The sequence below is a fragment of the Psychroserpens sp. genome, assembly GCF_036960315.1.
Classification (GTDB): Bacteria; Bacteroidota; Bacteroidia; order Flavobacteriales; family Flavobacteriaceae; genus Psychroserpens.
Window position 1 is genome coordinate 568313 of sequence record NZ_JBALVR010000001.1, and the last position, 23217, is coordinate 591529.

Consider the following 23217-nt stretch of genomic DNA (forward strand, 5'->3'; position numbering starts at 1 on the left):
TTGACCAATGAAAAACTATAATTAGCTTCTTATTTACGATTGTTATACTCTATCGTAAGAGTTAATTGTATAAAAAAAGAGGCACGAAGCCTCTTTGATATTATTTTCTTAATCCTAATTCTTTAACTATCGCACGATATCTTAAGACATCTTTCTTAGTTAAGTAATCTAGTAAACTTCTTCTTTTACCTACTAATTTTACTAAAGAACGCTCTGTGTTATAATCTTTACGATTTTCCTTTAAGTGCCCAGTTAAGTAGTTAATTCTGTAAGTGAATAATGCGATTTGACCTTCTGCACTTCCAGTGTCTTTTACGCTTTTGCCGTGTTTTTTAAAGATGGCTTCTTTTTCCTTTTGATCTAAATACATGCTAATATTATTGTAAATGATTTTTATGTACGTTGAAAGTCTTTCTTTCAAGCGGCAAATATAGTAATTTTTGATGATTTGCAAGCATTTACAGTGTCGCTTTTATTTTTTTAAACTGAAAATTAAACGTTTTCATTTTTGGATAGTCTTAACATCATATTAACATCAAATAATTCAATTATGAAAGCAATGACAAAATTAATGTTAGCCTTAGTGGTTTTAGGTTTGACATTTACAGGTTGTAGCAACGAAGATTCTGTTGCACAAGAAGAACAAAATGAAGATATTTCGGAAGTAAGACTCTCTTCTGAAATTGATAAAGCGGCGAGTGTCGTAGGTGACATTATTATCGATGCTTATGAAGGTCAAGAGCTTAGTGATTCTGATAGACTTGCTGAAGGACAATCACGTAATGGATTACCAGATTGTGTGACGATTACAATTGTAGCACAACAAGGTTTTAGAGAAGTTACGGTGGATTTTGGTACAGAGGGCTGCGTGGTTCATGGACATTTGCTTAAAGGTCAAATCGTATTTTCTTACACTAGGGATCCCGAAGCGCAACAAGTCTTAATTACTTATGATTTGATTAATTTTTTCTTTGATGCCAAGAACATTATTGGAAGTAAAACATTATTAAAAGAATTGTCAAACGACAATGGTAACCCACAATTCACTCACACATTAGACATGACTGTTATTTGGCCTAATGGTGCGCAAGCGAGCAGAGAAGGGTTAAGAATTAGAGAATGGGTTGAAGGTTTTGGAAGTGGCGTTTTTAGTGATAATGTATTTGAAATCATGGGGAATTGGTCGACAACTTTTGTTAACGGTAACACACATTCTTATGAAGTAATTACGCCTTTACGACGTGAAGTTATTTGCTTCTTTTTTGTAAGTGGAAGCGTAGACGTTCAGCGTACTAACTTTGGAGGAACATTTGATTATGGTAATGGAGATTGTGATAATCAAGCAACATTTACTTTTAATAACGGAAACGTAATTGACGTGACTTTAAATTAGGTTGGTTGTTTAGTTGGAGTCAATTAAAAAGCGAGCCAAATGGCTCGCTTTTTTTATGCTCTTAAAGGTTGATTAGTAATCAAATCGATATACAGATTTACTTTGTTTTTTAATGCTTTACGATGTGTTATGAAATCTAAAAACCCATGCTCTAATAAAAATTCAGAGGTTTGGAAACCTTCTGGTAGATCTTGTCCTGTGGTATCCTTGACAACACGAGGTCCAGCAAAACCAATTAATGCGCCAGGTTCTGCAATATTAATATCTCCTAACATCGCAAATGAAGCTGTAGTTCCACCTGTTGTTGGATCTGTACATAAAGAGATATAAGGAATTCCTGCTTCTGCCAATTGCGCGAGCCTAACAGAAGTCTTAGCTAATTGCATTAAGGATAAAGCGGCTTCCATCATACGAGCACCTCCAGATTTTGAGATAATCATAAACGGAATTTTATTTTGCAACGCATGATCTGCTGCTCTAGCGATTTTTTCGCCTACAACGCTTCCCATAGAACCTCCAATAAAAGAGAAATCCATACAAGCGATGACTAAATCTTTTCCTTTAGATTTTCCAACAGCAGTTTTAACGGCATCTTTCAAATTGGTTTTTTCTTGTGCTGCCTTTAAACGGTCAGGATATTTTTTAGTGTCCTCAAAATTTAAAGGATCTTTAGATGTCAATGCTGCATCCAATTCTTTAAACTTATTATCATCAAACAGAATTTCGAAATATTCTTTACTTCCAATTCTAACGTGATATCCATCTTCTGGACTGACATAAAAGTTTTGCTCTAATTCTTTAGTATCAATTATTTTACCTGTTGGAGATTTATACCACAACCCTTTAGGTGTGTCTTTTTTCTCTTCGGTAGAGGTTTGTATCCCTTTATCTTTCCTTTTAAACCAAGACATTAAAATTAAATTTAATTAGTAGTTAGTTTGCAAAGTTATAAAGTATTTACATTATTTAGGTCTTCAAATGCCTTTTTTAAACGTTCAACGAATGTAACTTCTCCTTTTCTGAGCCATACTCTAGGGTCATAGTACTTTTTATTTGGAACATCACCACCATCTGGATTTCCAATTTGTTGTTTCAAATACGCTTCTTTTTCTCCCATATAATCACGAATACCGCTCATGAATGCATATTGCATATCTGTATCAATATTCATTTTGATAACACCATATCCAATGGCTTCTCTAATTTCTTCAACTGTAGAGCCTGATCCACCATGAAATACAAAATCGATATGATTGTGTGGTAAATTGTGTTTTTGAGATAAGAATTCTTGAGAGTTTTTAAGAATTTTTGGTGTTAACTTCACATTCCCTGGTTTGTATACTCCATGTACATTTCCAAAGGCAGCAGCGATAGAAAATTGATCACTTACTTTGCTTAGTTCTTCATAAGCATAGGCTACTTCTTCTGGTTGAGTGTATAATTTAGAATCATCTACATCTGTATTATCAACACCATCTTCTTCACCACCTGTAATACCTAATTCTATTTCTAAAGTCATACCCATTTTGCTCATACGCTCAAGGTAGGTTTTACAAATCGCAATGTTCTCTTCAAGAGGCTCTTCAGATAAGTCAATCATATGAGAACTATAAAGTGGTTTTCCAGTGGCTGCAAAGTGTTCTTCACTAGCATCTAATAAACCATCTATCCAGGGCAATAATTTCTTCGCACAATGATCTGTATGTAAAATTACAGGAACACCATAAGCTTCTGCCATTAAATGCACATGTTTTGCACCTGCTACAGAACCAGCAATTGCTGCTTTTTGATTCTCATTACTTAATGCTTTCCCTGCGTTAAATTGTGCACCACCATTTGAAAATTGAATAATTACTGGTGCGTTTAATGCTTTAGCTGTTTCTAAAACGCCGTTAATAGTATTAGATCCAATAACGTTTACTGCTGGTATGGCAAATCCTTTTTCTTTTGCTAGATTGAAAATATCTTGTACTTCACGTCCGGTTGCAACTCCTGCTTTAATATTATGACTCATGGTTTCGTTTTAAGTTGAAAATAAAAATCAAAAATAAGTAAAATTTGAATAGGATTTGGGTTTTTTTAAGACTTTGAATCAACTGAAACCTACGCAAACGTTATCGTTCTCGAAGAAATAGAAGTAATTTTGAATGGGATTAAAAAGGATAGTTCACACCTATATTATAAACGGCGTTACTGAAATTGTAATCTTTAAACCAACGATTTCCTAATTCTCGCGATGGATCATAGGTTTTAAAACCTATATCACCTCTTAAAACAAAGAAGCTAAAGTCGTAACGAATACCAAACCCTGAACCAACAGCGATATCTTTTAATGAGCTAAATCCATCAAAGGTTGCTCTCTCATCTTCGACGTTATCAAAGACATTCCAGATGTTTCCTGCATCTATAAAAATAGCACCATTAAATCGGCCTACTAAATTAAAACGCTGTTCTGCACTAAGCGTTATTTTCATGTTAGCTTCATTGAACTCATTGGTAGAAAGAGAGCTTCCAGGACCTAAATTGTAGGCTGTCCAGGCTCTAACATCATTGGGTCCACCTGCGAAGAAACTTTCGGCAAATGGAATACTGTTAGAATTTCCGTAAGGGATGGCAATTCCAAAGTAGGTACGTATGGCTAGCTCATTTTTTCTACCTAAATCCCAATGTTTGACATAGTCGACTTCAGTTTTGACGTATTGAGAAAAAGGGACATCAAATACCTCATATCTGCCATCGGTATTTCTAGGTAAGTCTAATACCTTTGATAAATTTGATAATAGATTTCCAGCTAGTTCTAATCTAAATCTTACAATAGAGAAATCATTATCAAATATATTTTCTCTTCGATTTTTAACGAAGTTAAAGCTCGAGGAGAAAATAAGGTTGTCTTCGGTGAGTCGCTCTTTTCGCTCATTTATATTATTGACGCTAACAAAATCGTCATCATCTGGTGTTAACGATGTGTTGCCATTTATAACATCATTAATAAATATATCGGCTTCGTTTGGGATGGTTAGATTTTCATCCTCTGGCAAATACCCTATATCTTGAGCAATGTCATTCAATCTGTCATATGAATTTTGATAGACACCAAAATAGTTATCAATGTTTAAGTTTTTTACAAACTGAACATTGAATAAATCTAGATTATTTGTCACTTTAGGTGTAGGATTCCAATTGTAATTTAGAGTTCCTGTAAAGGTTTGTTTATCTAATCCAATATTTCGCTGACTGGTAGCATTGAGTCCAATTCTGGTGCTCGGTGACATGTACTTCGGAATAATTTTTTCGGTACCAAAAGGAAGAAAAAAGCGAGGGATGTTTAAACGCAGATTTCCACCAAGCTCATTTATATCAAAAAACTGATCTTTGGAGTTTGAGGCATCTTTTGATGATCCAACGGCTCCCAAAGCCGAAATTTCCAAAGTTTCCGCACCTCTAAAAATATTTCTAATTAATAGTCCGGTACTAAATGCAAAACCTATAGTTTGGATATTGCTTTGAGAGACTTCAAAGCTGGTTGTAAGTTCAAATTTCTTTCTAGGTACCAAGTATACATTGGCTGTTAATGTAGTATCACTTTCATTTTCAATATAGGTGATTCTTGGATATCTAAAGGCTTGTAGTTCGCTCAAATAACGATAGGTTCTCGTTCGGTCAATGTCTCTAAAAACCTCGTCTTTATTGATGAAAACGGCATCGGTAATCGCTTTTGGTCTGTATTTTAGTTTTTCGTAGCTGTATAGGTTGAAATTTTTATATTGAACAGAATCTGTAAGTATGGAGTCTTGATATGTATTCTTATGATCAGTGTATATATTAACGTCCTTAATCTTATAAATTTTAAATGGTACTCGTGCTACCGAATCTTCTGTTCTAATGGCTCTTTCAGCAATTAATAAGTCGGTCTTTATTTTTTTATTATTTCCTATAGTATCAAGATCAAAAGTAATGTAATCTTGACCAAAATGAAATAAACCAGAATTTCTAAGTTCTGTTGTTATTCTATCACGTTCCGCAGTATAATTGTCTTCGTCATATTGCTGTCCCATTTTTATTAATGAGCCTTTCTTTAATTTAGAGCTGTACAAAGAATCGACGATGGGTGTCTTTATAATGGTCTTTATAGAGTCTAAAAGATAAGGGGATCCAGTTTCTACCTTGAAAGTTACTCTAGCACTTTGGTTACTGTCTTTTTCGGTTTCAAAAGATGTTTTAACATTAAACCAACCTCTACTAAAATAATATTTCTTGAGAGCTGTTGCTGTTTTTTGAGCTCGTGCCTCATTGTAAATAGTAGGTGACTCACCAGTTTTTTTAAGCCACTTGTTGAAGTTTTTCTTTGATTTTATAAGCGCTTCATATTGTTTAAGTGATAAGAAGTTTTTAAGTCCGGTGTTAGGATCTTCTGGGTTTCTATATTTTTCATTTAATATAGAGTCTATATTTGGTCTTGCTAAATTGAAAATATGAACTCTTAATGGCACACCCAAAAGTTTTCCATTTGGTTTTTGATAAATGAGGCTATTAATCGTTTCGGTATTATTTTTTTTGTCATTTACCAAAACGGTGTTGCTAGTCAATAAATGCTCGTCTTTTTTAACGCGCTTCATCACATCACATGAAAATGTGCTGCATAGGATTACAAAGATTAATATCTTGGAAATGTCAAATTTCAAAAAGAAAGGTGTTTGCATTTAATTCTACCCAAATTTAAGGCTTTATTATATTCTAAAGTTCTTATGATAACAAATAATAGACCAAAAAAGTATTACTTTGTATTTTAGTCACTAAATCACGAAAATAAATACATTTTAATGCTAACAAAGAACCACGTAAAATTAATTACGAGTCTAAGCCAAAAAAAGTTTAGAGTACAGCATCAATTATTCGTGGTAGAAGGTGTAAAAGGTGTTCAGGAGTTTTTAAATTCGACCTTTGAGTTATACCAATTGTTTTCAATAGAAGCCATTTTTGAGGCTGACACGATACTTGTTTCTGAAATGGAACTGCAAAAGATAAGTAGTCTTAAAACACCTAATACAGCTCTAGCACTTTTTAAAATTCCGAAGCAAAACGAAATAAAAGGAAGCGGATTGACATTAGCACTGGATGATGTTCGTGATCCAGGAAATCTAGGAACGATTATTAGACTTTGCGATTGGTTTGGTATTAACAATTTAGTGTGTACTAAATCGACGGTTGATTGTTACAATTCTAAAGTTGTTCAAGCTACAATGGGGTCTTTAGCTAGAGTTGATATCCAATATGTAGACCTTGAGGCTTATATCAAAGCTTATCCTCATGATGTCTTTGGGACCTTTATGGATGGCGAATCGATTTACTCTGAATCATTGCCAGATGAAGGTGTAATCGTCATGGGAAATGAAGCTAATGGGGTTTCAGAATCAATGGAAAAATTGGTCACCAAAAAACTAAGTATTCCAAGATTTGGAAATCTTCAAACTACCGAAAGTCTAAATGTAGCCACGGCAACGGCTATCGTGTTGAGTGAATTTAAACGGAAATAATATTCAGGTTTTAGTCACCGTCTCAATTTTCAGAATAGAAACATATTGAAGTCGATTAATGTTCATATAAATAACTGAGAAACACAACTATTTACCAGAAGAGTAAACGCTGGAAGCTGTTACTGAAAACTATTTTCTACTGAAACGTGAAATTCAAGAAAATCCCACGAGTTTTCATGGTAGTTACATTTCCTGTCCAAGGACTATTAGGGTCTTCATCTCTAATTAGCTCGTCATTAAGCGCAAAAACACCTCGAATAGAAGGTGTGAACTTAAAGTATTGATTATAGAAATCAATACCGAATCCTAATTCGTAAAACAGAACACTTTTTTTAGTTCTAAACTGTCCCGCAGAATTATCATCAGGATTTTCCTCGTTACTCGACAAATTTAATGCCATTGAAAAACCACCAATAATAAATGGCTTGAAATTGTTTAGACGTTTGGTCGAGACTTTTAATAATAATGGAAAGTGAACATATGTTGATTTCACTTCTCGTATTAAATCGACATTAGTAAACTCCAAATCATTAAAATAACTCGGATCGTATTGAAGGTTTCGTGTAGTGATGAATAGTCCAGGCTCGAAACGTAAATCTAAATGATTATTGATTCTAAGATTAGAGATTAAGCCAACGCTAAAACCCATACTGGTTTCTGTCAAAATATCTGGCTGGTCCTGTTCATAGTTAAATTGATAATCGTAACTATTGAGTCCGAGATAAAATCCCCAACTTAATAATTGCTTATCAAAATTTTCTTGATTTCTTATTTTCTCTTTGCTGAACAACTGAGCATAAGCACTCTGCGAAATGATTAACAAAGTTAAAACGATAAGTATTTTCTTCATAAATTTACGATAATGACTTGGAAACGCTTAAGCTTTAGTTGCCGAATAAATGGTTGCAACACCTAAAGTTTGTGGTTTGTCTTGCACGTTAATAAACCCAATTTTACGTAAAATATTGTTTAAAACCTCACCATAAGGAAAAACAGATGCAGATTCGCATAAATAAGAGTATGCAGATTGATCTTTTGAAAAGAGTTTTCCTATGGTAGGTAAAATGTATTTTGTATAGAATTTATAGCCTTGTTTAAAGGGCGTTTTGGTTGGTACAGAAGTTTCAAGAATAACAAATATGCCGTTAGGTTTTAGTACTCTGAAAATTTCTGCTAAGCCTTTTTCTAAAGTTTCAAAATTACGAACACCGAAAGCCACAGTAATCGCATCGAAGCTATTGTCTTCGAATGGTAAATCTTCAGAATCTCCAATAACCATTTTAATGAGGTTGTCTAAATCTTTGCTTTTTATTTTTTGTCGCCCCACTTCTAACATGCCATCGCTAATGTCTAATCCAATTATCTCTTTGGCATCAGTTTTTGCTAGACTAATAGCTAAATCTCCTGTTCCAGTGGCAATATCTAAAACGCGTTCTGGTTTTGTTTTTGAAACAATATCAACAACTTTTTTGCGCCATTTAATATCAATACCAAAAGAAATAACACGATTTAAACCATCGTATTCTTTTGAGATATTATCAAACATTTGTGTGACTTGTTGCTTTTTATTTAAATCACTATCCTTATATGGAGTAACTTTTGAGGACATTTCTTTTTTTTGCAAATATACTGAAAACTAATAGCTTTAAATAATAAGTTTGTCTTATTTGCAAGTGGCCTTATGATATAATAATGTAGTATATTTGTATGCTTTTTTGAATACATACATCAATGAAAATAATTATAGCAGGTGCAGGAGAAGTAGGATTTCATTTGGCGAAGTTACTGTCGTATGAATCTCAGGAGATTACTTTGATAGATACTGATAAAAACAGCTTAGCTTATGCAAATGATCATCTAGATATTAGAGTCATTAAAGGTGATGTTACCTCAATTTCTATACTAAAGGAGGCCAGAATTAATACTTCGGGATTATTTATAGCTGTGACCTCTTCAGAAACTACAAATATTACGGCTTGCGTTCTGGCTAAACAATTAGGAGCAAAAAAAACCATTGCAAGAATATCGAATTCAGAATTTTTAGATGAAAAGGACGATGTAGGGTTTGCCAAATTTGGTATTGACGAATTAATTTCTCCCGAAATATTAGCAGCAGCAGAAATAGAACTCCTTTTAAATCAGTATGGTTTTAATGATACTTACGAGTTTGAAGAAGGAAAGTTAACGATGTTAAGTTTGCGTCTATCTAGAACAGCAAGTTTCGTAGGAAAAACGGTAAGAGAGGCGGCTCAGGTATTCCCTGAATTGCATTTTGTACCCATTGCTATCCAGCGTTTCGGTACCCAATATACTATTATTCCAAGAGGGGATACAGAGTTTAAAGAAGGTGATAAAGTTGTGTTTATGACTTCCAAAGGAGGTGACGAAGAGTTGTTTGAATTGTCTGGAAAAGTCAAAGCTGAACTCAAAAATATTATGATTCTCGGCGGAAGTAAAATAGGCTACAAAACAGCAAGAGATCTTTGTGAGAGTAAATATAAGGTCAAGCTCATTGAAAGTGATAAGAATATCGCTTTTGAGTGTGCCGATGATTTACCAAATGCATTAGTTATTAATGGTGACGGAAGAAATGTAGAGTTACTTGAAGAGGAAAATATCTCAGAGATGGATGCCTTTATTTCGGTAACAGGAAATTCGGAGACCAATATCATGTCCTGTCTAGTTGCAAAATCAAAGGGTGTAAAAAAAACCATCGCACTTGTAGAGAATATGGATTATTACCAATTATCACAATCTATTGGTATTGATACATTAATCAACAAAAAATTATTGGCAGCCAACAATATATTTAGATATATTAGACGAGGTGAAGTATTGGCAATGACAAAATTGAGCAATATGAATGCCGAGTTACTTGAATTTGAAATCACGTCAAAATCAAAAATCACTAAAAATGTAATTAAGGATCTAGATTTTCCGCGTTCAGCTATTATTGGAGGCGTGATTAGAAATGATGTTGGACTGATTCCATTAGGTGACTTTAAAATAGAAGTTGGAGATAAGGTTGTAGTTTGTTGTTTGCCTAGATCCATAACTAAGGTTGAACGATTCTTTTTATAATTTCAACTTATGAAACTCAACTACAAAATCATTTTTCATTTCTTTGGATTATTATGTCTTTTCAATGGCGCCTTTATGTTGTTGTCTACATTAATAAGTCTTGCCTATGATGATGGAGTGACTTTTGAGATTTTCAGTGCCGGACTCATAGTGCTTATGCTTGGAGGTGTCTCTATGATACTAACCAAAAATCACAGAAAAGAACTTAACAAAAGGGAGGGTTATATTGTAGTTGCTTTTGGTTGGATTGTCATGGCATTAACAGGAACATTACCTTATTTGATAACAGGAACCATACCGAGTTTTACCAATGCTTTTTTTGAAACGATGTCTGGCTATACCACAACCGGAGCTAGTATTTTAAACGATATAGAATCGCTTCCAAAAGGGATTTTATTTTGGCGTAGTATGACACATTGGATTGGTGGTATGGGAATTATTGTTCTCGCGATAGCTATTTTGCCATTACTTGGCATAGGAGGTATGCAGTTATTTGCGGCGGAAGCTCCAGGCCCAAATGCAGATAAGTTGCATCCTAGAATTACAGATACTGCAAAACGTTTATGGCTCATTTATTTTGGATATACAGCTGCTGAAACTATTTTGCTTCAAGTGGCAGGTATGACATTTTTTGATGCGATTAACCATTCACTGTGTACCTTATCGACCGGCGGATTCTCAACAAAAAACGCTAGTATTGCTTATTGGAATGGGCAACCAGTGATTCAATATATTATTATCGTATTTATGTTCTTAGCGGGAACAAATTTTGTTTTAAGCTACTTCGCTTTTAAAGGTAAAGTGCAAAAGGCCATACGTGATGAAGAGTTTAAACTCTATTTCAAGTTTATTGCTTTATTTACAATTATTGCAGCACTGATTATTTATTTTAAAGCTGATTTTTCGATATCTTCAATAGACCATCCAATGGTTTTTGGTAAAGCCGAAGCGTCATTTAGACACGGCCTTTTTCAAGTTATAGCTATTATAACGACAACAGGATTTGTTACAGCAGATTATACCTTATGGACACCGTTTTTGGTGGTACTCTTTTTTGGTCTCATGTTTTTAGGTGGTTCTGCTGGTAGTACATCTGGTGGTGTGAAAGTTGTGCGTCATATGATAATGATTAAAAACGCATTTTTAGAATTTAAACGGGCATTACATCCAAACGCTATTCTGCCTGTGAGATATAATAAAAAGGCGGTTTCAGGAGGTATTGTGTTTAATATTCTTGGCTTTTTTATACTGTATATGTTATCCTTTATTGTTGGGGCTTTAGTGTTTTCTATGTTTCAAATTGATTTCGAATCTGCTATTGGTTTATCGGCTTCAAGCTTAGGGAATGTTGGACCTGCATTGGGTAATTTCGGACCTGTAAATAACTATGGCGAATTACCAGCTTTAGGAAAATGGTGGTCTGCATTTTTGATGCTTATTGGACGTTTAGAGCTCTTCACAGTTTTGATTTTATTGACACCTTTTTTCTGGCGAAACAGATAAATTTTTTGATTTTTTTTAAGATTTTTTAAAATATAGTTTTCTTCGGAAATGTTAATATTTATAGGTATTTCGGGAGTTTTGTATTGGTTTTTAAGGGTTTATAACTTCAACGCGTTGTAACATTTTGTCTGAATGTACGTCTTATTAGTATAATCAATAAAATTAACCAATCATGGAATTAGTATTAACATCACAAAAATTAGAGCCTTCGCACAAACGTAGATTAGAAACAGAATTTGTTAGACCAGAAGGTTTATTAAATTCAAATTATAAGTCTGTTGCAAGATGTAATTTAAGCAACACAGATTCAACTTCAATCTTTGGTATTAAGCAACGTGTAAAAAGCAGACGCTATCAATTTACTTCAAATATCGATACACTTTTAAAACTGTCTGTTTTTGTAACAGTATTAGCCTTTATCATATAAGCTATCACAAATAGACCTTTTTAACTGGTACGATTGAGTTCTCACTCAAAACTATCTTTTACCTTTTTAATCAATACAATTTTGGTGTAAATAATTATATCGAAGGGTATGATATACTTCAATTTTAACGGTTGGACTTCTGAAGCTATTTCAGAATAAATAAAGATATTATGAGCTCAATAGGATCAATGAATGCTACCCTAAATAATAATAGAAAATTATTAAAAAACGGAAGGCGTAAACCATTTACTAAAATGAATGGTGGCTCAGGAAAAAAACAAGGTTATAAACCGTATGTATTACCTAAAGTATCACCACACGTGTTGCGACGTGTCAGAATTAAGACAAGAAGACAAAACAGGCGCTTACTTAAAAAACAAATAATTATTGGAACTGTAGTGTTTGTAGTGGTTTTCTACTGGTTTTATATAATTCAGTATGGATGAATGGCATCATATAAAACACAAAACCCTATTTAGTTGTTTTTACTAAATAGGGTTTTGTGTTTTAAATCTAATTTTTGTTAACTAAGCGCTTCCTTAATTCTTTTTATCGCTTCAATAATTTGTTCTTGTGAAGCTGCGTAAGAAATTCTTATACAATCAGGGTTTCCAAAAGCAATGCCAGTCACAGTAGCAACATTGGCGTGTTCTAACAGGTATAATGAAAAGTCTGTAGCGTTATCAATTTTCTGTCCTTTAAACGTTTTTCCGAAGAAATGCGATACATCAGGAAATACATAAAATGCGCCTTCAGGAACATTGGTTTTAAAGCCTTCAATATCACTTAATAAGCCTAAGATTAATTCGCGTCTCACCTTAAATTCGTCAACCATAAATTGTACACGAGAGGGCGATGCGTTTAATGCAGTAATCACAGCACGTTGTGCAATGCAATTTGCTCCACTGGTGATTTGACCTTGCATTTTGTTACACGCTCTTGCAATCTTCTCAGGAGCGCCAATATATCCAATTCTCCAACCCGTCATTGCAAATGCTTTTGATACACCATTTACTGTTACTGTTCTGTCAAACATATCGTCAAATTGAGCCATGCTTGCATGGCCCCCAATAAAATTGATATGCTCATAAATTTCATCTGAAACAACAATAATATTTGGATACTTTTGAAGGACATCTGCCAAAGCTCTGAGTTCTTCTTTACTGTAAACAGATCCGCTTGGATTACAAGGTGAGCTGTACCAAATCATTTTCGTCTTTGGTGTAATAGCTGCTTCTAGCTGTTGAGGTGTGAGTTTAAAATCGTTTTCTATAGATGTATTAACTTCAACAGGGACTCCTTCATTTAATTTGACGATGTCACTATAACTTACCCAATAAGGGCAAGGTAAAATAACTTCATCACCTTTGTTTAGAAGTACTGCAGCGATATTTGCCAAGGATTGCTTTGCTCCAGTGGATACTACGATTTGTGAGTGTTTGTAGCTAAGGTTATTATCTCTTTTGAATTTAGTGATAATGGCATCTTTTAATTCTACATAACCATCAACAGGTGTGTAAGAATTATAGTTGTCATTTACAGCTTGAATAGCTGCATCTTTTATAAAATCTGGCGTGTTAAAGTCTGGTTCTCCCAGACTTAAGCCAATAATATCTTTGCCTTCTGCTTTTAGTTCTCTAGCTTTTGCAGCCATAGCTAATGTGGCAGATGTTGCCATATTAAGAACTCTATCTGAAAGTTGTGTCATTTAAAAAATAGTGTTAGGCTTGTGCTGCAGGATTTTTCCCTAATACTTTTAATTGATTATAGTGCTCTGCAATTGCTTTCCAAATCGTATTATACTCATTATATGGCAAGCTAAATTCACGTGCTGTTTCTTTAACTATTTTAGCAATCTTTCTATAATGTACATGACTTATATTAGAAAATAAATGATGTTCTACTTGTCGGTTTAAACCTCCTGTGTAAAACTCTACGATCCAACTTTTAGGAGAAAAATTAGAAGTAGTAAATAATTGGTGAATTGCCCAAGTATTTTTCATAGTGCCGTTTTCGTCTGGTAAAGGCATTTCAGTATTTGGCATTACATGTGCTAATTGAAAAACTACACTTAGAATAATTCCAGCAGTATAATGCATAATTATAAATCCGATTAAAACTTGCCACCAAACGTAACCTAAAGCTATAGGTAAGACTACCCAAATAGAATAATATAATATTTTACCAATAATTAACTTCGTCCATTGTGTAACAGGATTAGGGAAATCGCCATAAGACAATTTTCTTTTAAGGTATTGGTAGGTTTGTTTGAAATCTGTTGTTATAGCCCAATTAACAGTTAATAAACCATATAATAAAAAGGCATAATATTTTTGATATTTATGGATTTTTAACCATGTAGAATGTTTAGAAAAACGAATTATTCTTCCAGCATCAATGTCTTCATCGTGTCCTTGAATGTTCGTATATGTATGGTGTAACACATTGTGCTGTACTTTCCAGTTGTAATCGTTACCAGCTAATATGTGTATGCTGCTTCCCATTAATTTATTAACCCATTTTTTGCTAGAAAAAGAGCCATGGTTGGCGTCGTGCATCACATTCATTCCTACTCCCGCCATACCAATACCAATAACCATCATACATATAATCTGTAGCCAGGTTGGTAAATCAACGGTCAATAATAATACTAATGGTCCAAGTAATAATGCGAACATTATTATAGCTTTTATGTACAGCTTCCAGTTTCCTGTTTTTTTAATATTGTTTTCTTTGAAGTAGTCGTTAACACGTTTGTTTAACGTTCTAAAGAATTTTGCAGAATCCGATCTTGAGAAAGATAACGTTTGTTTTGTCATTGCTATTAAATTTTCAATACTAACGTAAAAAATACATTTTTATGTTTCGGGGACAAAGATAAATAATAAAAGCTCCCATTTACCTAATTAAATGCTAAAAATATCCACATTAAAATGTATACTTTTGTAGAAATTTAAATACATGAAGCTTATACAACAGTATTTTCCTGATTTAACCGAAGAGCAAACACTTCAATTTGAAAAACTTGAAGGGGTGTATCTGGAATGGAATATGAAAATTAATGTCGTGTCACGTAAGGATATTGAAGAGCTGTATTTACGTCATGTACTACATTCTTTAGGCATTGCTAAAGTGATGAGGTTTCAACCGAATGCTCGTATTTTGGACGTTGGAACAGGTGGAGGTTTTCCTGGAATCCCTTTAGCTATTTTGCATCCAGAATGCGAATTTCATCTAGTAGATAGTATTGCTAAAAAACTAAAAGTTGTCGATGAAGTTACTGAAATTATAGGTCTTACAAACGTTAAAACCACACATAGTAGAGTAGAGGCTATTGACGAGCAATTTGATTTTATTGTAAGCCGAGCAGTGACTGCGATGCCATCATTTGTGAATTGGGTAAGGGGGAAAATCGCAAAAAAACAAAACCACGAACTTAAAAACGGAATCTTATATCTTAAAGGTGGTGATTTATCCGAAGAGTTAAAAACCTATAAAACTGCGACAGTTTATAATTTAAGTGATTATTTTAAAGAGGATTTTTTCGATACAAAAAAAGTGGTGCATTTGCCACTCAAATATCGTAGATAAAAAAAGCTCCGTATACACAGAGCTTTCAAATATTATGTTGTTAAAAAATCTAGAAAGAGGTTGATACATTTAATGTAAACCCAGTATTCTCTGGAACAAATCGACAAATGCCTCCAACACAAACTAGACCTCCACGTTGCCTGCCATAACTTGCCATAACTCGTGTAGCACCTTTTGTGAAACTACCACCAAAAGCATAGTAATGGACTTGGCGATCTTCATCTGGATTGCCATAATTCCAAATATCAGTAGCAAAAACACTAAGTCTACTACTAAAGTTGTATTCTAGAGTTCCACCAGCCCAATTTTTGGCTCTTTCTGTTGTTTTATCATCAGAAAATAGGTGTGATAATTCTGCTCTTATAGATTTTCCACCGTTAAATTTGCGAGTAACTTCACCTACTAATGCCGTTGCATTGACTTCACCAGTTCTGTCTTCAACAAAGCGCGCATTGTAATAGGTGTTAACAACTGAAACAATTGAAGACCATTTAGGTGACCACTTCTTTTTTATGTCAAGACTGAATTCTTCAAAGTATTTATCGCCAAACCCAAATAAATCGGTGTCTTCATAAGTTCTGTCGTTAGTATTAAAGTCGCCTTTTAAACCAGACCAAGTAGAGAAGTTGAAAGCGAGTTTCGTTCCGTATTTACCACCAAGTTTGGTTCCTTTTTTAACGTTGTAAAAGATATCTACTTGTCCGCCAATTTCACCAGATTTAAATAACGGATTAAACGTTAGACGCGGTTGTGATTGATATACAAAAATATTGGTTAGACCATAATCATGCTGTTTTGTTAATGCAGGAATAAAGTTGATATAGTTTTGATTAAAGACATTAGCCGATTCATCTCTTTCAGAGAAAAATGCCATGTTTTCCATGCGTCTAAATGTAGCATCAATACCTAATCCTGATTTGGCATATCCTATATTGAAAAGAATAGCACTACCGTCAAAATATCTATCGTCAATGATATTTCCTAATTCGGAATAGACATCTTCTCCTTTCATAACATATTCTATAGAAGAATAGATATTTCCCTCTGTAAAATCTAATCGTGCAGAAAACGAATTGGTTAAGGATTCAAAATCTGGATTATCGATATCCAAATCTTCATCTCGACCAACATAACTCAAACCTAGGTCTAAGCCAGTTGATTCAAATTTGAATAAAGAAGACAGACCAATTTCAGCATTAAAACCATAAATACTACCATCTGAAACTTCGAAACCATCACGTTGTCTTCCGTATAATGCAGAGAATTCTAAATCATTCGTAGGTCGATACTTTATATTTGCACCACGAATCGAATTATTTATTCCTAATTGTCGGTCTTCCCATGAACGTAAAATGAGTCCACTTCCAAATTGCTCATAGAAATGTCCTAAAGTCGCTTCAATTTTTGAGTTTTTATAACCAACGGCAAAAGTGCCAATGTCTGTGCCCTTATATTTGGGATAAAAATTAAGAATGGCATTCGGTTCATAAGATTCCAATTGCACATGTGCGAACCAGTTTTTATAATTGTAATTGAGTCTCAAATAATTGTTGGATCTAAAAGGGTCTTCTTGTTCAAAATCACCAGTCTTGGCATCATCAACATAATATTGGGAGTTTGATTCTATTCCTCCACTAAGTTTTCCGTAGTCTTTTTTTTCTTCATCTTCTTGTGAAAAAACAAAAAATGGAGCACATAGTAATATAGCTATTAATTTGTAGCGATTCATTTAGTTATGGGTTGAGGGGTTAGTTGATTTATTTAGAGAGTTCCTTTATTTTTTCATAAAGTTCATCTTCACTTCCAGGTGTATAGCCAGAGTGTCTGTAAACAATTTTGTTATTTTTAACCAGTAAAGTTAAAGGAATTGTAGGTGCATTTAGTTGTCGCTTAAGGTCGCTATTGGTATCTAATAGAATATCAAACTCCCAGCCTTTCCCACTTACTAAGGGCTTTACTCTTTTTACCGTTCTAGAGTCGTCTACAGAAATTGCATAGAGTTTCACTTTTGTTTCATCTACCCAATCTTCATAAACGTCATTTATGGCATCAAGTTCCTTTTTACATGGAACACACCATGTTGCCCATAGTGATACTATAACAAGTTGATCGTCTTTTGAAATGTCTTCTAGATTAATATAATCTCCATTTAGCGTTTTAATTTGCATCTTGGGAAGCTCATCCTGAGCATAAGTAATAGAAGAAAAAGTTAGGGTAAGAACAAGAGCGATTAGTATTTTCATTATTAGATTTTAAATATTATGTTGGCAAAGTTAATTTTTTTTGAAAAACATTAAAGGTTTCTTAATTTTTTTACAAACAATGTGCTAATATGACAAAATAAGATGAATTATATTTTTATATTCGTGCTCTTAATTTTAACATTTAAATAACATAATTCTTATGAAGATTAAAAATTTTACTAAGATTTTTCTTTTCGTTGCAGTAGCAGCTTTAGTTTCTTGTAGCTCGTCAGATAGCGGAGAAGATGGTGGTGATGGTAACAATGGTCCAAATTCAATTGCGGTTAATGTCAGTTCGTTTTTTGTAGACTTTGGTGATTCTGTAACTATCAACGTGAATACTAGTGATGGAGTAAATGTTACTTCAGAATCAACAGTCTTAGTAAATGGAGCGCCTATTTCCGGAAATGTTTATACCGCAGCAACTGCCGGTTCTTATACAATTACTGCTACATATGATAATTTAACTAGCCCTGGAATTACAATTCAAGTATTGCCTGTAATTGTTTCAGCAACTATGATAGCTAATGAAACGACTCTTAATTTAGGATCTAGAATTAAATATACAGTTTTCGCAACAGATAGTCAAGGTAACGATATTGATGTCACAGAAGGCTCAAATATTTATATTGATGAAGAGCAATCTATAACTGGAAGCTCATATATTCCTGAGTCTGTAGGAACGATTAGTGCTTATGCTACTTTCGATAACTTTACGACTGAAACTATTATGGTTACAGTTGAAGATAATGCTGCAACGCCAGCAACATATAACAGAAGATCTCTGGTTGAAGATTATACCGGTGATTGGTGTGGCTATTGTACTAGAGTTGCTGTGGCAATTGAGATGGTTGAGGACGCTAGTGATGATGTTGTTATTGTTGCTACTCACGTGTTTAATGGTGATCCTTATCAGAATCAATATGGAGTGCAAATGGCTAATAATGCTGGTGTAACAGGATTGCCTACTGCAATTGTAAATAGACAAGCAGATTGGGCTTTCCCAGAAACTAATAATATAGCTCAAGTCACTAATTTAACTGAAGGTAATATGACCAGTGGTGTTTCAATTACTTCAGCTTCAAGCGGGAGTAGTCTTTCTTTTATGGTTAATGTTGGATTTGGTGAAACTATTAATGGAGCAAAACTTGTTATTTTCTTATTAGAAAATGGCTTGGTGCTAAGTCAAAGAAATTACTATCCAGAGTATTATGGAGGTCAAGATCCTATTCCGAATTTTGTACATAACCATGTGTTGCGTCATTCATTCACAAATGTTTTAGGTGATGTTATTCCTGCTGGAGAAGCGGTTGCGAATAATACATATAGAACTAAGATTAACTATAATATTCCTCCAGGTTCAGTTGGTAATCCTAATAACTTAGAAATTGTAGCGATGTTAGTTAACTCTAATAACACAATTATTAATATCAATAAAGCGGAAGTAAATACTGAAGTAGTATTTGATTAATTCTTAGGAATGCTTATAAGCTTAAAAAGCCCTGACGATAACGTCAGGGCTTTTTATATATATTAAAGTAAAAAAACTACTAAATATCCTCTTGATCTCTCATGTTTTGGATATAACCAGCTTTTTGTATTTCACGTCTTCTTTTAACCGATGGCTTAGTGAAAAACTGGTTCTCACGAATGTTTTGCATCGTTTTAACGTTACGATGTTTTCTTTTGTAACGTTTTAAAGCACGTTCAATGCTTTCTCCTTCTTTAACTAAAATCTTTATCATTGTAATTCTTGTGGTTATCAGTTTTAGGACTATCCTAAATATGTTTTTAATATTTTACTTTTAGAATCTTGACGTAAACGCTTAATTCCTTTTTCTCTAATTTGTCTTACACGTTCTCTAGTTAAATCAAATGTTGCTCCAATTTCATCTAAAGTCATTGGTGGCTCATCACTCAATCCAAAATTTAAACGTATCACATCACTTTCTTTTTGTGATAGTGTATCTAGAGCTCTATTAATTTCAACATTAAGCGATTCCTTCATCAAGTTTCCATCTGGATTTGGTGACTCACCAGATTTCACAACATCATATAAACTAGATGTCTCACCTTCTTTTAAAGGAGCATCCATTGATAAATGTCTTCCAGAGTTTTTCAACGACTGCTTCACTTCTGAGACGGTCATATCTAATTCTTGTGCTATTTCTTGAGCACTAGGAGGACGTTGATGTGTTTGCTCTAAAAACGAAAACGCTTTATTGATTTTATTAATAGAACCAATTTTGTTCAAAGGTAATCTAACTATTCGAGATTGTTCTGCTAAAGCTTGTAAAATTGCTTGTCTAATCCACCATACAGCATAGGAGATAAATTTAAATCCTCTAGTCTCGTCAAAACGTTTAGCAGCTTTTACAAGTCCAGCATTACCTTCGTTAATTAAATCTGGAAGTGTTAACCCTTGATTTTGGTACTGTTTAGCAACAGAAACCACAAAACGTAAATTAGCAGTCGTGAGCTTATCTAAAGCCGCTTGATCGCCTTCACGTATTCGTTGAGCGAGTTCAACTTCTTCTTCAGCAGTAATCATTGGTAACTTACTGATATCTTGTAGGTATTTGTCTAAGGATTTAGATTCACGGTTGGTAACTTGTTTGGTAATCTTTAATTGCCTCATATATTCTAGTATTATTTATAAAGTTTGCAAGAGCTCAATGTAACTTTTAAAATGAGAAATCCAAATAAAAATGTGATTCTTTGCGAAAAAAAACAAAAATAGCGTTTTTTTAAGGTTTTATTAACGTCTTTAAGTCAATATCATTGTTTTTTAGTCGAATCTTGTGTCTTCTTTCTGTCTTTGAACAGATCTCCAAGAAGGTCTTTAACGCTTTCCTTAACCGTATCCACTTTTGTAGTATCCGTTTTGACCACAGTAGAATCTTTTGTGGTTTCATTTTTAGATCCGCCTAGAATATCATCAAGTAAATTATTGACCTTATCTGTTCCCTTGTTAATGAGTATTTGCTTCTCGATGTCGATAAGCTGCTTTGTTAAGTTGGACACACCACTAGTTAAATCTGTTTGTACTTTCGGACTCGTATAACTCCCCGTGATGTTAGCAGTAACAGGAATAGTAATTTTATTCACTTCTGGGTCGCTAATTTTTCCTAATAAACGATTGACTTCACTTCCTAAGTATTTAGCGGGTACTTGAAACACTGCATTATAGTTGAGTGTTTTGTCAAATCCGTGGGATCCAGAGACAACGATGTCAATATCATTATATTTTAAACTCAACGGTTTTACATTCACTTTGCCATCCGAAAAATCTAATCGTGTTTTGATGTCTTTTAAATCTAGTTTGTTAAAATCTATGAAATTCAACGCGCCATTCAATTTATTTAAGATGGATGCTTTGTTATCTTTAAGACTTGTGGTTAATAATTCTGCAAAAGCATCACCAGAAATCGTACTAAGATTTGGTGTGAAATCTTCGTCAAGTGTCCCTTGTAGTTTAATAACGGTATTGAGTTTGCCTTCTAAAATTTTGGCGATAGGTGCTAAATTTTGAAGTAATTCTAATGCCTGGAAAGACTGGGAGATATCAAAATCTTCTGCGCCAAGATTAAGATCAAAAACTGGAATGTCAGTTTTGGTAGATACTTTCCCTGTTATGGCTAAAACACCATTAAATAAGTTGGACGTCAAATTCTTTAAGTCGGCTTCCTGATCTTTAATCAACAACGTCCCATTAACATCTTTAAGATGTAAGTTATCATAAACTACAGTTTTTGCATTCACCTTAATCGTGCAATCTAAAAAATCAGGAATTTTCAATGACTCAGTATCAGAAGATGTTTTGTTAGAATTTTCATTAGCTGTTTCATCTTCAACCATAAAATCGCTCACCACAAAATGGTTAGAGTTCACAATAAAATTTCCATGTAAATTTTTATCACTCAACAAAAAGCCAAGTAAATTTTTTATGGTTCCCGTAGCCTTAAAATCACTAGATCCTGTTTTAGCATCAAAGTTGTTGAGTGATACATTTCTAGGATTAAATGTCATGCTTGCTGTTTTGATTTGGATTGGGTTTACGATGTCTTCCGAAGAAAATATAAAATCACTAATACTCAGACTTCCATTGTTTTTAATTCGTTCATAAGCATTGGTTTCAATCGCATTCATGTCGAATGACGTATTGATTTTACCTTTTAAAATTCCGCTCAATTGTTTGTCAAAATCAATGGGATACGCTTTAGTGATATTTGCTAGATTAAGCGTTCCATCAATATTGGCATTTACCAACATATTCCCGGTAATATTTTTTATAATGGCATTAGATTTAAACACATCATTATCGATTTTAAAGTCGAGTGTTTTAATATCTACAAACGTGTCGTCTATATTTCCTGTCGTGTTTTTGATAGCCGTATTAATGGTAATATTATTGACGCGCTTTGGTAAATCTGGATATTTAAACGAGGCGTTGTTAGATGAAATATTAATGTCTAATGTTGGGATTGTAGTTTCGGTAACTTTTCCTTTTATTTTCCCATTGACTTTAAAATCACCTGAAGTTTCGACATCTTCAATGTTTTTGGAATATGTTTCAGGAATAACGGCTAGAAAATCTTTGAAAGACGATTCAGGGTTTTCAAAAGTAATATCGATGATTTGACCATCTTCCAATTGTTGCACATAACCATCAAAAACCAAGGGTAACTGGTTGATGAAACCTTTGTTTTTCATAAAGGTATATTTCTGTTCCTTGAGATTAATCCCAATTAAAGCGTCCAGTTTTATAGTATTATGGTTTAGATATGTCGTACTATCGATACTCATACTCACATTGGCTGTGGTTTTGGTGTCGAGTTGCGATTGTTCTTCGGAAAATGTCCCATTACCAGAATGGTTTAATTCTGAAATATAAATTTCTGTGTTTGACTTTCCATCAATGTAAGTCAGTGCGCTATTATGAATCTTATAATCTTCGATATCAAAAGCAAATCCACTAGTTGAATCTGTAACTGAAGCATTTTCATTTTCTTTAGTGATGTCGTAATTATTGTTTCCTAAAGCATTAGTTTTCAGTGATAAAAGAGCCTCGTCTACAGTAATAGAGTTGACAACAATTGGGTCTACGTCTGCACTTTTAAATAGTTCCTTTACAGACATTGTGAACGCTATTTTCTTTGCAGTAGCAAAGGTTTCGTTCTCAAAAGGCTTATAATTGGTAATTACCAAGTCGTCTACTGTAACATAAGCTTGCGGAAAACTTCGAATAAAGCTTAAACTCACATCACTGAATTCTACTTTAGCATTGAGGTTTTCATTGATGAAATTCTTCACCATATCCTTGATTTGATTTTGAAACGCAAACGGAATGGCAACAAGTAATGTCGTTATAATGAGTAATGTAACTCCAGTAATCTTAAGTGCTTTCTTCATTAAAAAATAATTTTATTTTCCTCTTTAGTATAA

At 33.7% G+C, this 23217-nt stretch carries 21 protein-coding genes; 8 read left to right on the forward strand and 13 right to left on the reverse strand.

What is annotated here, in order from left to right:
* Positions 1 to 100: 100 nt before the first annotated feature.
* Complete coding sequence (rpsO, locus tag V7719_RS02510; protein ID WP_335728279.1) at positions 101 to 370, reverse strand: 30S ribosomal protein S15; 270 nt, start codon at positions 368 to 370, stop codon at positions 101 to 103.
* 180 nt (positions 371 to 550) lie between these two features.
* Here rpsO and V7719_RS02515 point away from each other — a divergent pair, with 180 nt between their 5' ends.
* Positions 551 to 1393, forward strand: coding sequence for a hypothetical protein (locus V7719_RS02515; protein WP_335728280.1), 843 nt, complete (start codon positions 551 to 553; stop codon positions 1391 to 1393).
* A gap of 53 nt (positions 1394 to 1446) precedes the next feature.
* Here the strand turns inward: V7719_RS02515 and accD are convergent, their stop codons facing one another.
* The 3 genes from accD to tamL all read right to left on the reverse strand — a co-directional run bounded on the left by accD (position 1447) and on the right by tamL (position 6075).
* Entirely contained in the window at positions 1447 to 2304 is an 858-nt protein-coding gene (gene accD, locus V7719_RS02520; RefSeq protein ID WP_335728281.1) for an acetyl-CoA carboxylase, carboxyltransferase subunit beta, read from the reverse strand.
* Positions 2305 to 2339: 35 nt separating this feature from the next.
* The gene (fbaA, locus tag V7719_RS02525) at positions 2340 to 3407 is read right to left on the reverse strand and encodes a class II fructose-bisphosphate aldolase (RefSeq protein WP_335728282.1); all 1068 of its coding nucleotides are present in this window, start codon (positions 3405 to 3407) and stop codon (positions 2340 to 2342) included.
* A gap of 139 nt (positions 3408 to 3546) precedes the next feature.
* Positions 3547 to 6075, reverse strand: a complete 2529-nt coding sequence (gene tamL, locus V7719_RS02530; protein WP_335728283.1) for a translocation and assembly module lipoprotein TamL — start codon at positions 6073 to 6075, stop codon at positions 3547 to 3549.
* Positions 6076 to 6213: 138 nt separating this feature from the next.
* On the opposite strand from tamL, the gene V7719_RS02535 reads away from it, so the two are divergent.
* On the forward strand, positions 6214 to 6927 hold the full coding sequence (locus tag V7719_RS02535; RefSeq protein ID WP_335728284.1) for an RNA methyltransferase: 714 nt from the start codon (positions 6214 to 6216) through the stop codon (positions 6925 to 6927).
* A 136-nt stretch (positions 6928 to 7063) separates the two neighbouring features.
* Here V7719_RS02535 and porT read toward each other — a convergent pair whose 3' ends face one another.
* Positions 7064 to 7777: a type IX secretion/gliding motility protein PorT/SprT gene (gene porT / locus V7719_RS02540; protein WP_335728285.1), complete on the reverse strand. Its 714-nt coding sequence runs from the start codon at positions 7775 to 7777 to the stop codon at positions 7064 to 7066.
* A gap of 27 nt (positions 7778 to 7804) precedes the next feature.
* A complete protein-coding gene (gene ubiE / locus V7719_RS02545) occupies positions 7805 to 8536 on the reverse strand; it encodes a bifunctional demethylmenaquinone methyltransferase/2-methoxy-6-polyprenyl-1,4-benzoquinol methylase UbiE (protein ID WP_335728286.1) in 732 nt (243 codons plus the stop codon).
* A 122-nt stretch (positions 8537 to 8658) separates the two neighbouring features.
* On the opposite strand from ubiE, the gene trkA reads away from it, so the two are divergent.
* The 4 genes from trkA (at position 8659) to V7719_RS02565 (ending at position 12384) form a co-directional block, all read left to right on the forward strand.
* A complete protein-coding gene (gene trkA, locus V7719_RS02550; protein ID WP_335728287.1) occupies positions 8659 to 10008 on the forward strand; it encodes a Trk system potassium transporter TrkA in 1350 nt (449 codons plus the stop codon).
* 9 nt (positions 10009 to 10017) lie between these two features.
* On the forward strand, positions 10018 to 11511 hold the full coding sequence (locus V7719_RS02555; protein ID WP_335728288.1) for a TrkH family potassium uptake protein: 1494 nt from the start codon (positions 10018 to 10020) through the stop codon (positions 11509 to 11511).
* A 172-nt stretch (positions 11512 to 11683) separates the two neighbouring features.
* On the forward strand, positions 11684 to 11938 hold the full coding sequence (locus V7719_RS02560) for a hypothetical protein (RefSeq protein WP_335728289.1): 255 nt from the start codon (positions 11684 to 11686) through the stop codon (positions 11936 to 11938).
* A 170-nt stretch (positions 11939 to 12108) separates the two neighbouring features.
* The gene (locus V7719_RS02565; RefSeq protein ID WP_335728290.1) at positions 12109 to 12384 is read left to right on the forward strand and encodes a hypothetical protein; all 276 of its coding nucleotides are present in this window, start codon (positions 12109 to 12111) and stop codon (positions 12382 to 12384) included.
* Between the two features lie 77 nt (positions 12385 to 12461).
* Here V7719_RS02565 and V7719_RS02570 read toward each other — a convergent pair whose 3' ends face one another.
* Both V7719_RS02570 and V7719_RS02575 read right to left on the reverse strand, forming a co-directional pair.
* A complete protein-coding gene (locus tag V7719_RS02570; RefSeq protein ID WP_335728291.1) occupies positions 12462 to 13646 on the reverse strand; it encodes a pyridoxal phosphate-dependent aminotransferase in 1185 nt (394 codons plus the stop codon).
* Between the two features lie 13 nt (positions 13647 to 13659).
* A complete protein-coding gene (locus tag V7719_RS02575) occupies positions 13660 to 14757 on the reverse strand; it encodes a fatty acid desaturase family protein (protein WP_335728292.1) in 1098 nt (365 codons plus the stop codon).
* Between the two features lie 142 nt (positions 14758 to 14899).
* Here V7719_RS02575 and rsmG point away from each other — a divergent pair, with 142 nt between their 5' ends.
* On the forward strand, positions 14900 to 15529 hold the full coding sequence (rsmG, locus tag V7719_RS02580; protein WP_335728293.1) for a 16S rRNA (guanine(527)-N(7))-methyltransferase RsmG: 630 nt from the start codon (positions 14900 to 14902) through the stop codon (positions 15527 to 15529).
* Positions 15530 to 15578: 49 nt separating this feature from the next.
* Here the strand turns inward: rsmG and V7719_RS02585 are convergent, their stop codons facing one another.
* Positions 15579 to 17258 carry a DUF6029 family protein gene (locus tag V7719_RS02585; RefSeq protein WP_335728294.1) on the reverse strand — a complete coding sequence of 560 codons (1680 nt, stop codon included), beginning with the start codon at positions 17256 to 17258 and terminating at the stop codon, positions 15579 to 15581.
* A 28-nt stretch (positions 17259 to 17286) separates the two neighbouring features.
* On the reverse strand, positions 17287 to 17772 hold the full coding sequence (locus V7719_RS02590) for a TlpA family protein disulfide reductase (RefSeq protein ID WP_335728295.1): 486 nt from the start codon (positions 17770 to 17772) through the stop codon (positions 17287 to 17289).
* A gap of 160 nt (positions 17773 to 17932) precedes the next feature.
* On the opposite strand from V7719_RS02590, the gene V7719_RS02595 reads away from it, so the two are divergent.
* Positions 17933 to 19243 (forward strand): Omp28-related outer membrane protein, encoded by a 1311-nt coding sequence (locus tag V7719_RS02595; RefSeq protein ID WP_335728296.1) that lies wholly within the window; start codon positions 17933 to 17935, stop codon positions 19241 to 19243.
* A gap of 79 nt (positions 19244 to 19322) precedes the next feature.
* On the opposite strand, the gene rpsU is transcribed toward V7719_RS02595, so the two are convergent.
* The 3 genes from rpsU to V7719_RS02610 form a co-directional block, all read right to left on the reverse strand.
* On the reverse strand, positions 19323 to 19517 hold the full coding sequence (rpsU, locus tag V7719_RS02600; protein ID WP_028873183.1) for a 30S ribosomal protein S21: 195 nt from the start codon (positions 19515 to 19517) through the stop codon (positions 19323 to 19325).
* Positions 19518 to 19546: 29 nt separating this feature from the next.
* On the reverse strand, positions 19547 to 20410 hold the full coding sequence (locus tag V7719_RS02605; protein WP_335728297.1) for a sigma-70 family RNA polymerase sigma factor: 864 nt from the start codon (positions 20408 to 20410) through the stop codon (positions 19547 to 19549).
* Positions 20411 to 20550: 140 nt separating this feature from the next.
* Positions 20551 to 23184, reverse strand: a complete 2634-nt coding sequence (locus V7719_RS02610; protein WP_335728298.1) for an AsmA-like C-terminal region-containing protein — start codon at positions 23182 to 23184, stop codon at positions 20551 to 20553.
* Between the last annotated feature and the right edge of the window lie 33 nt (positions 23185 to 23217).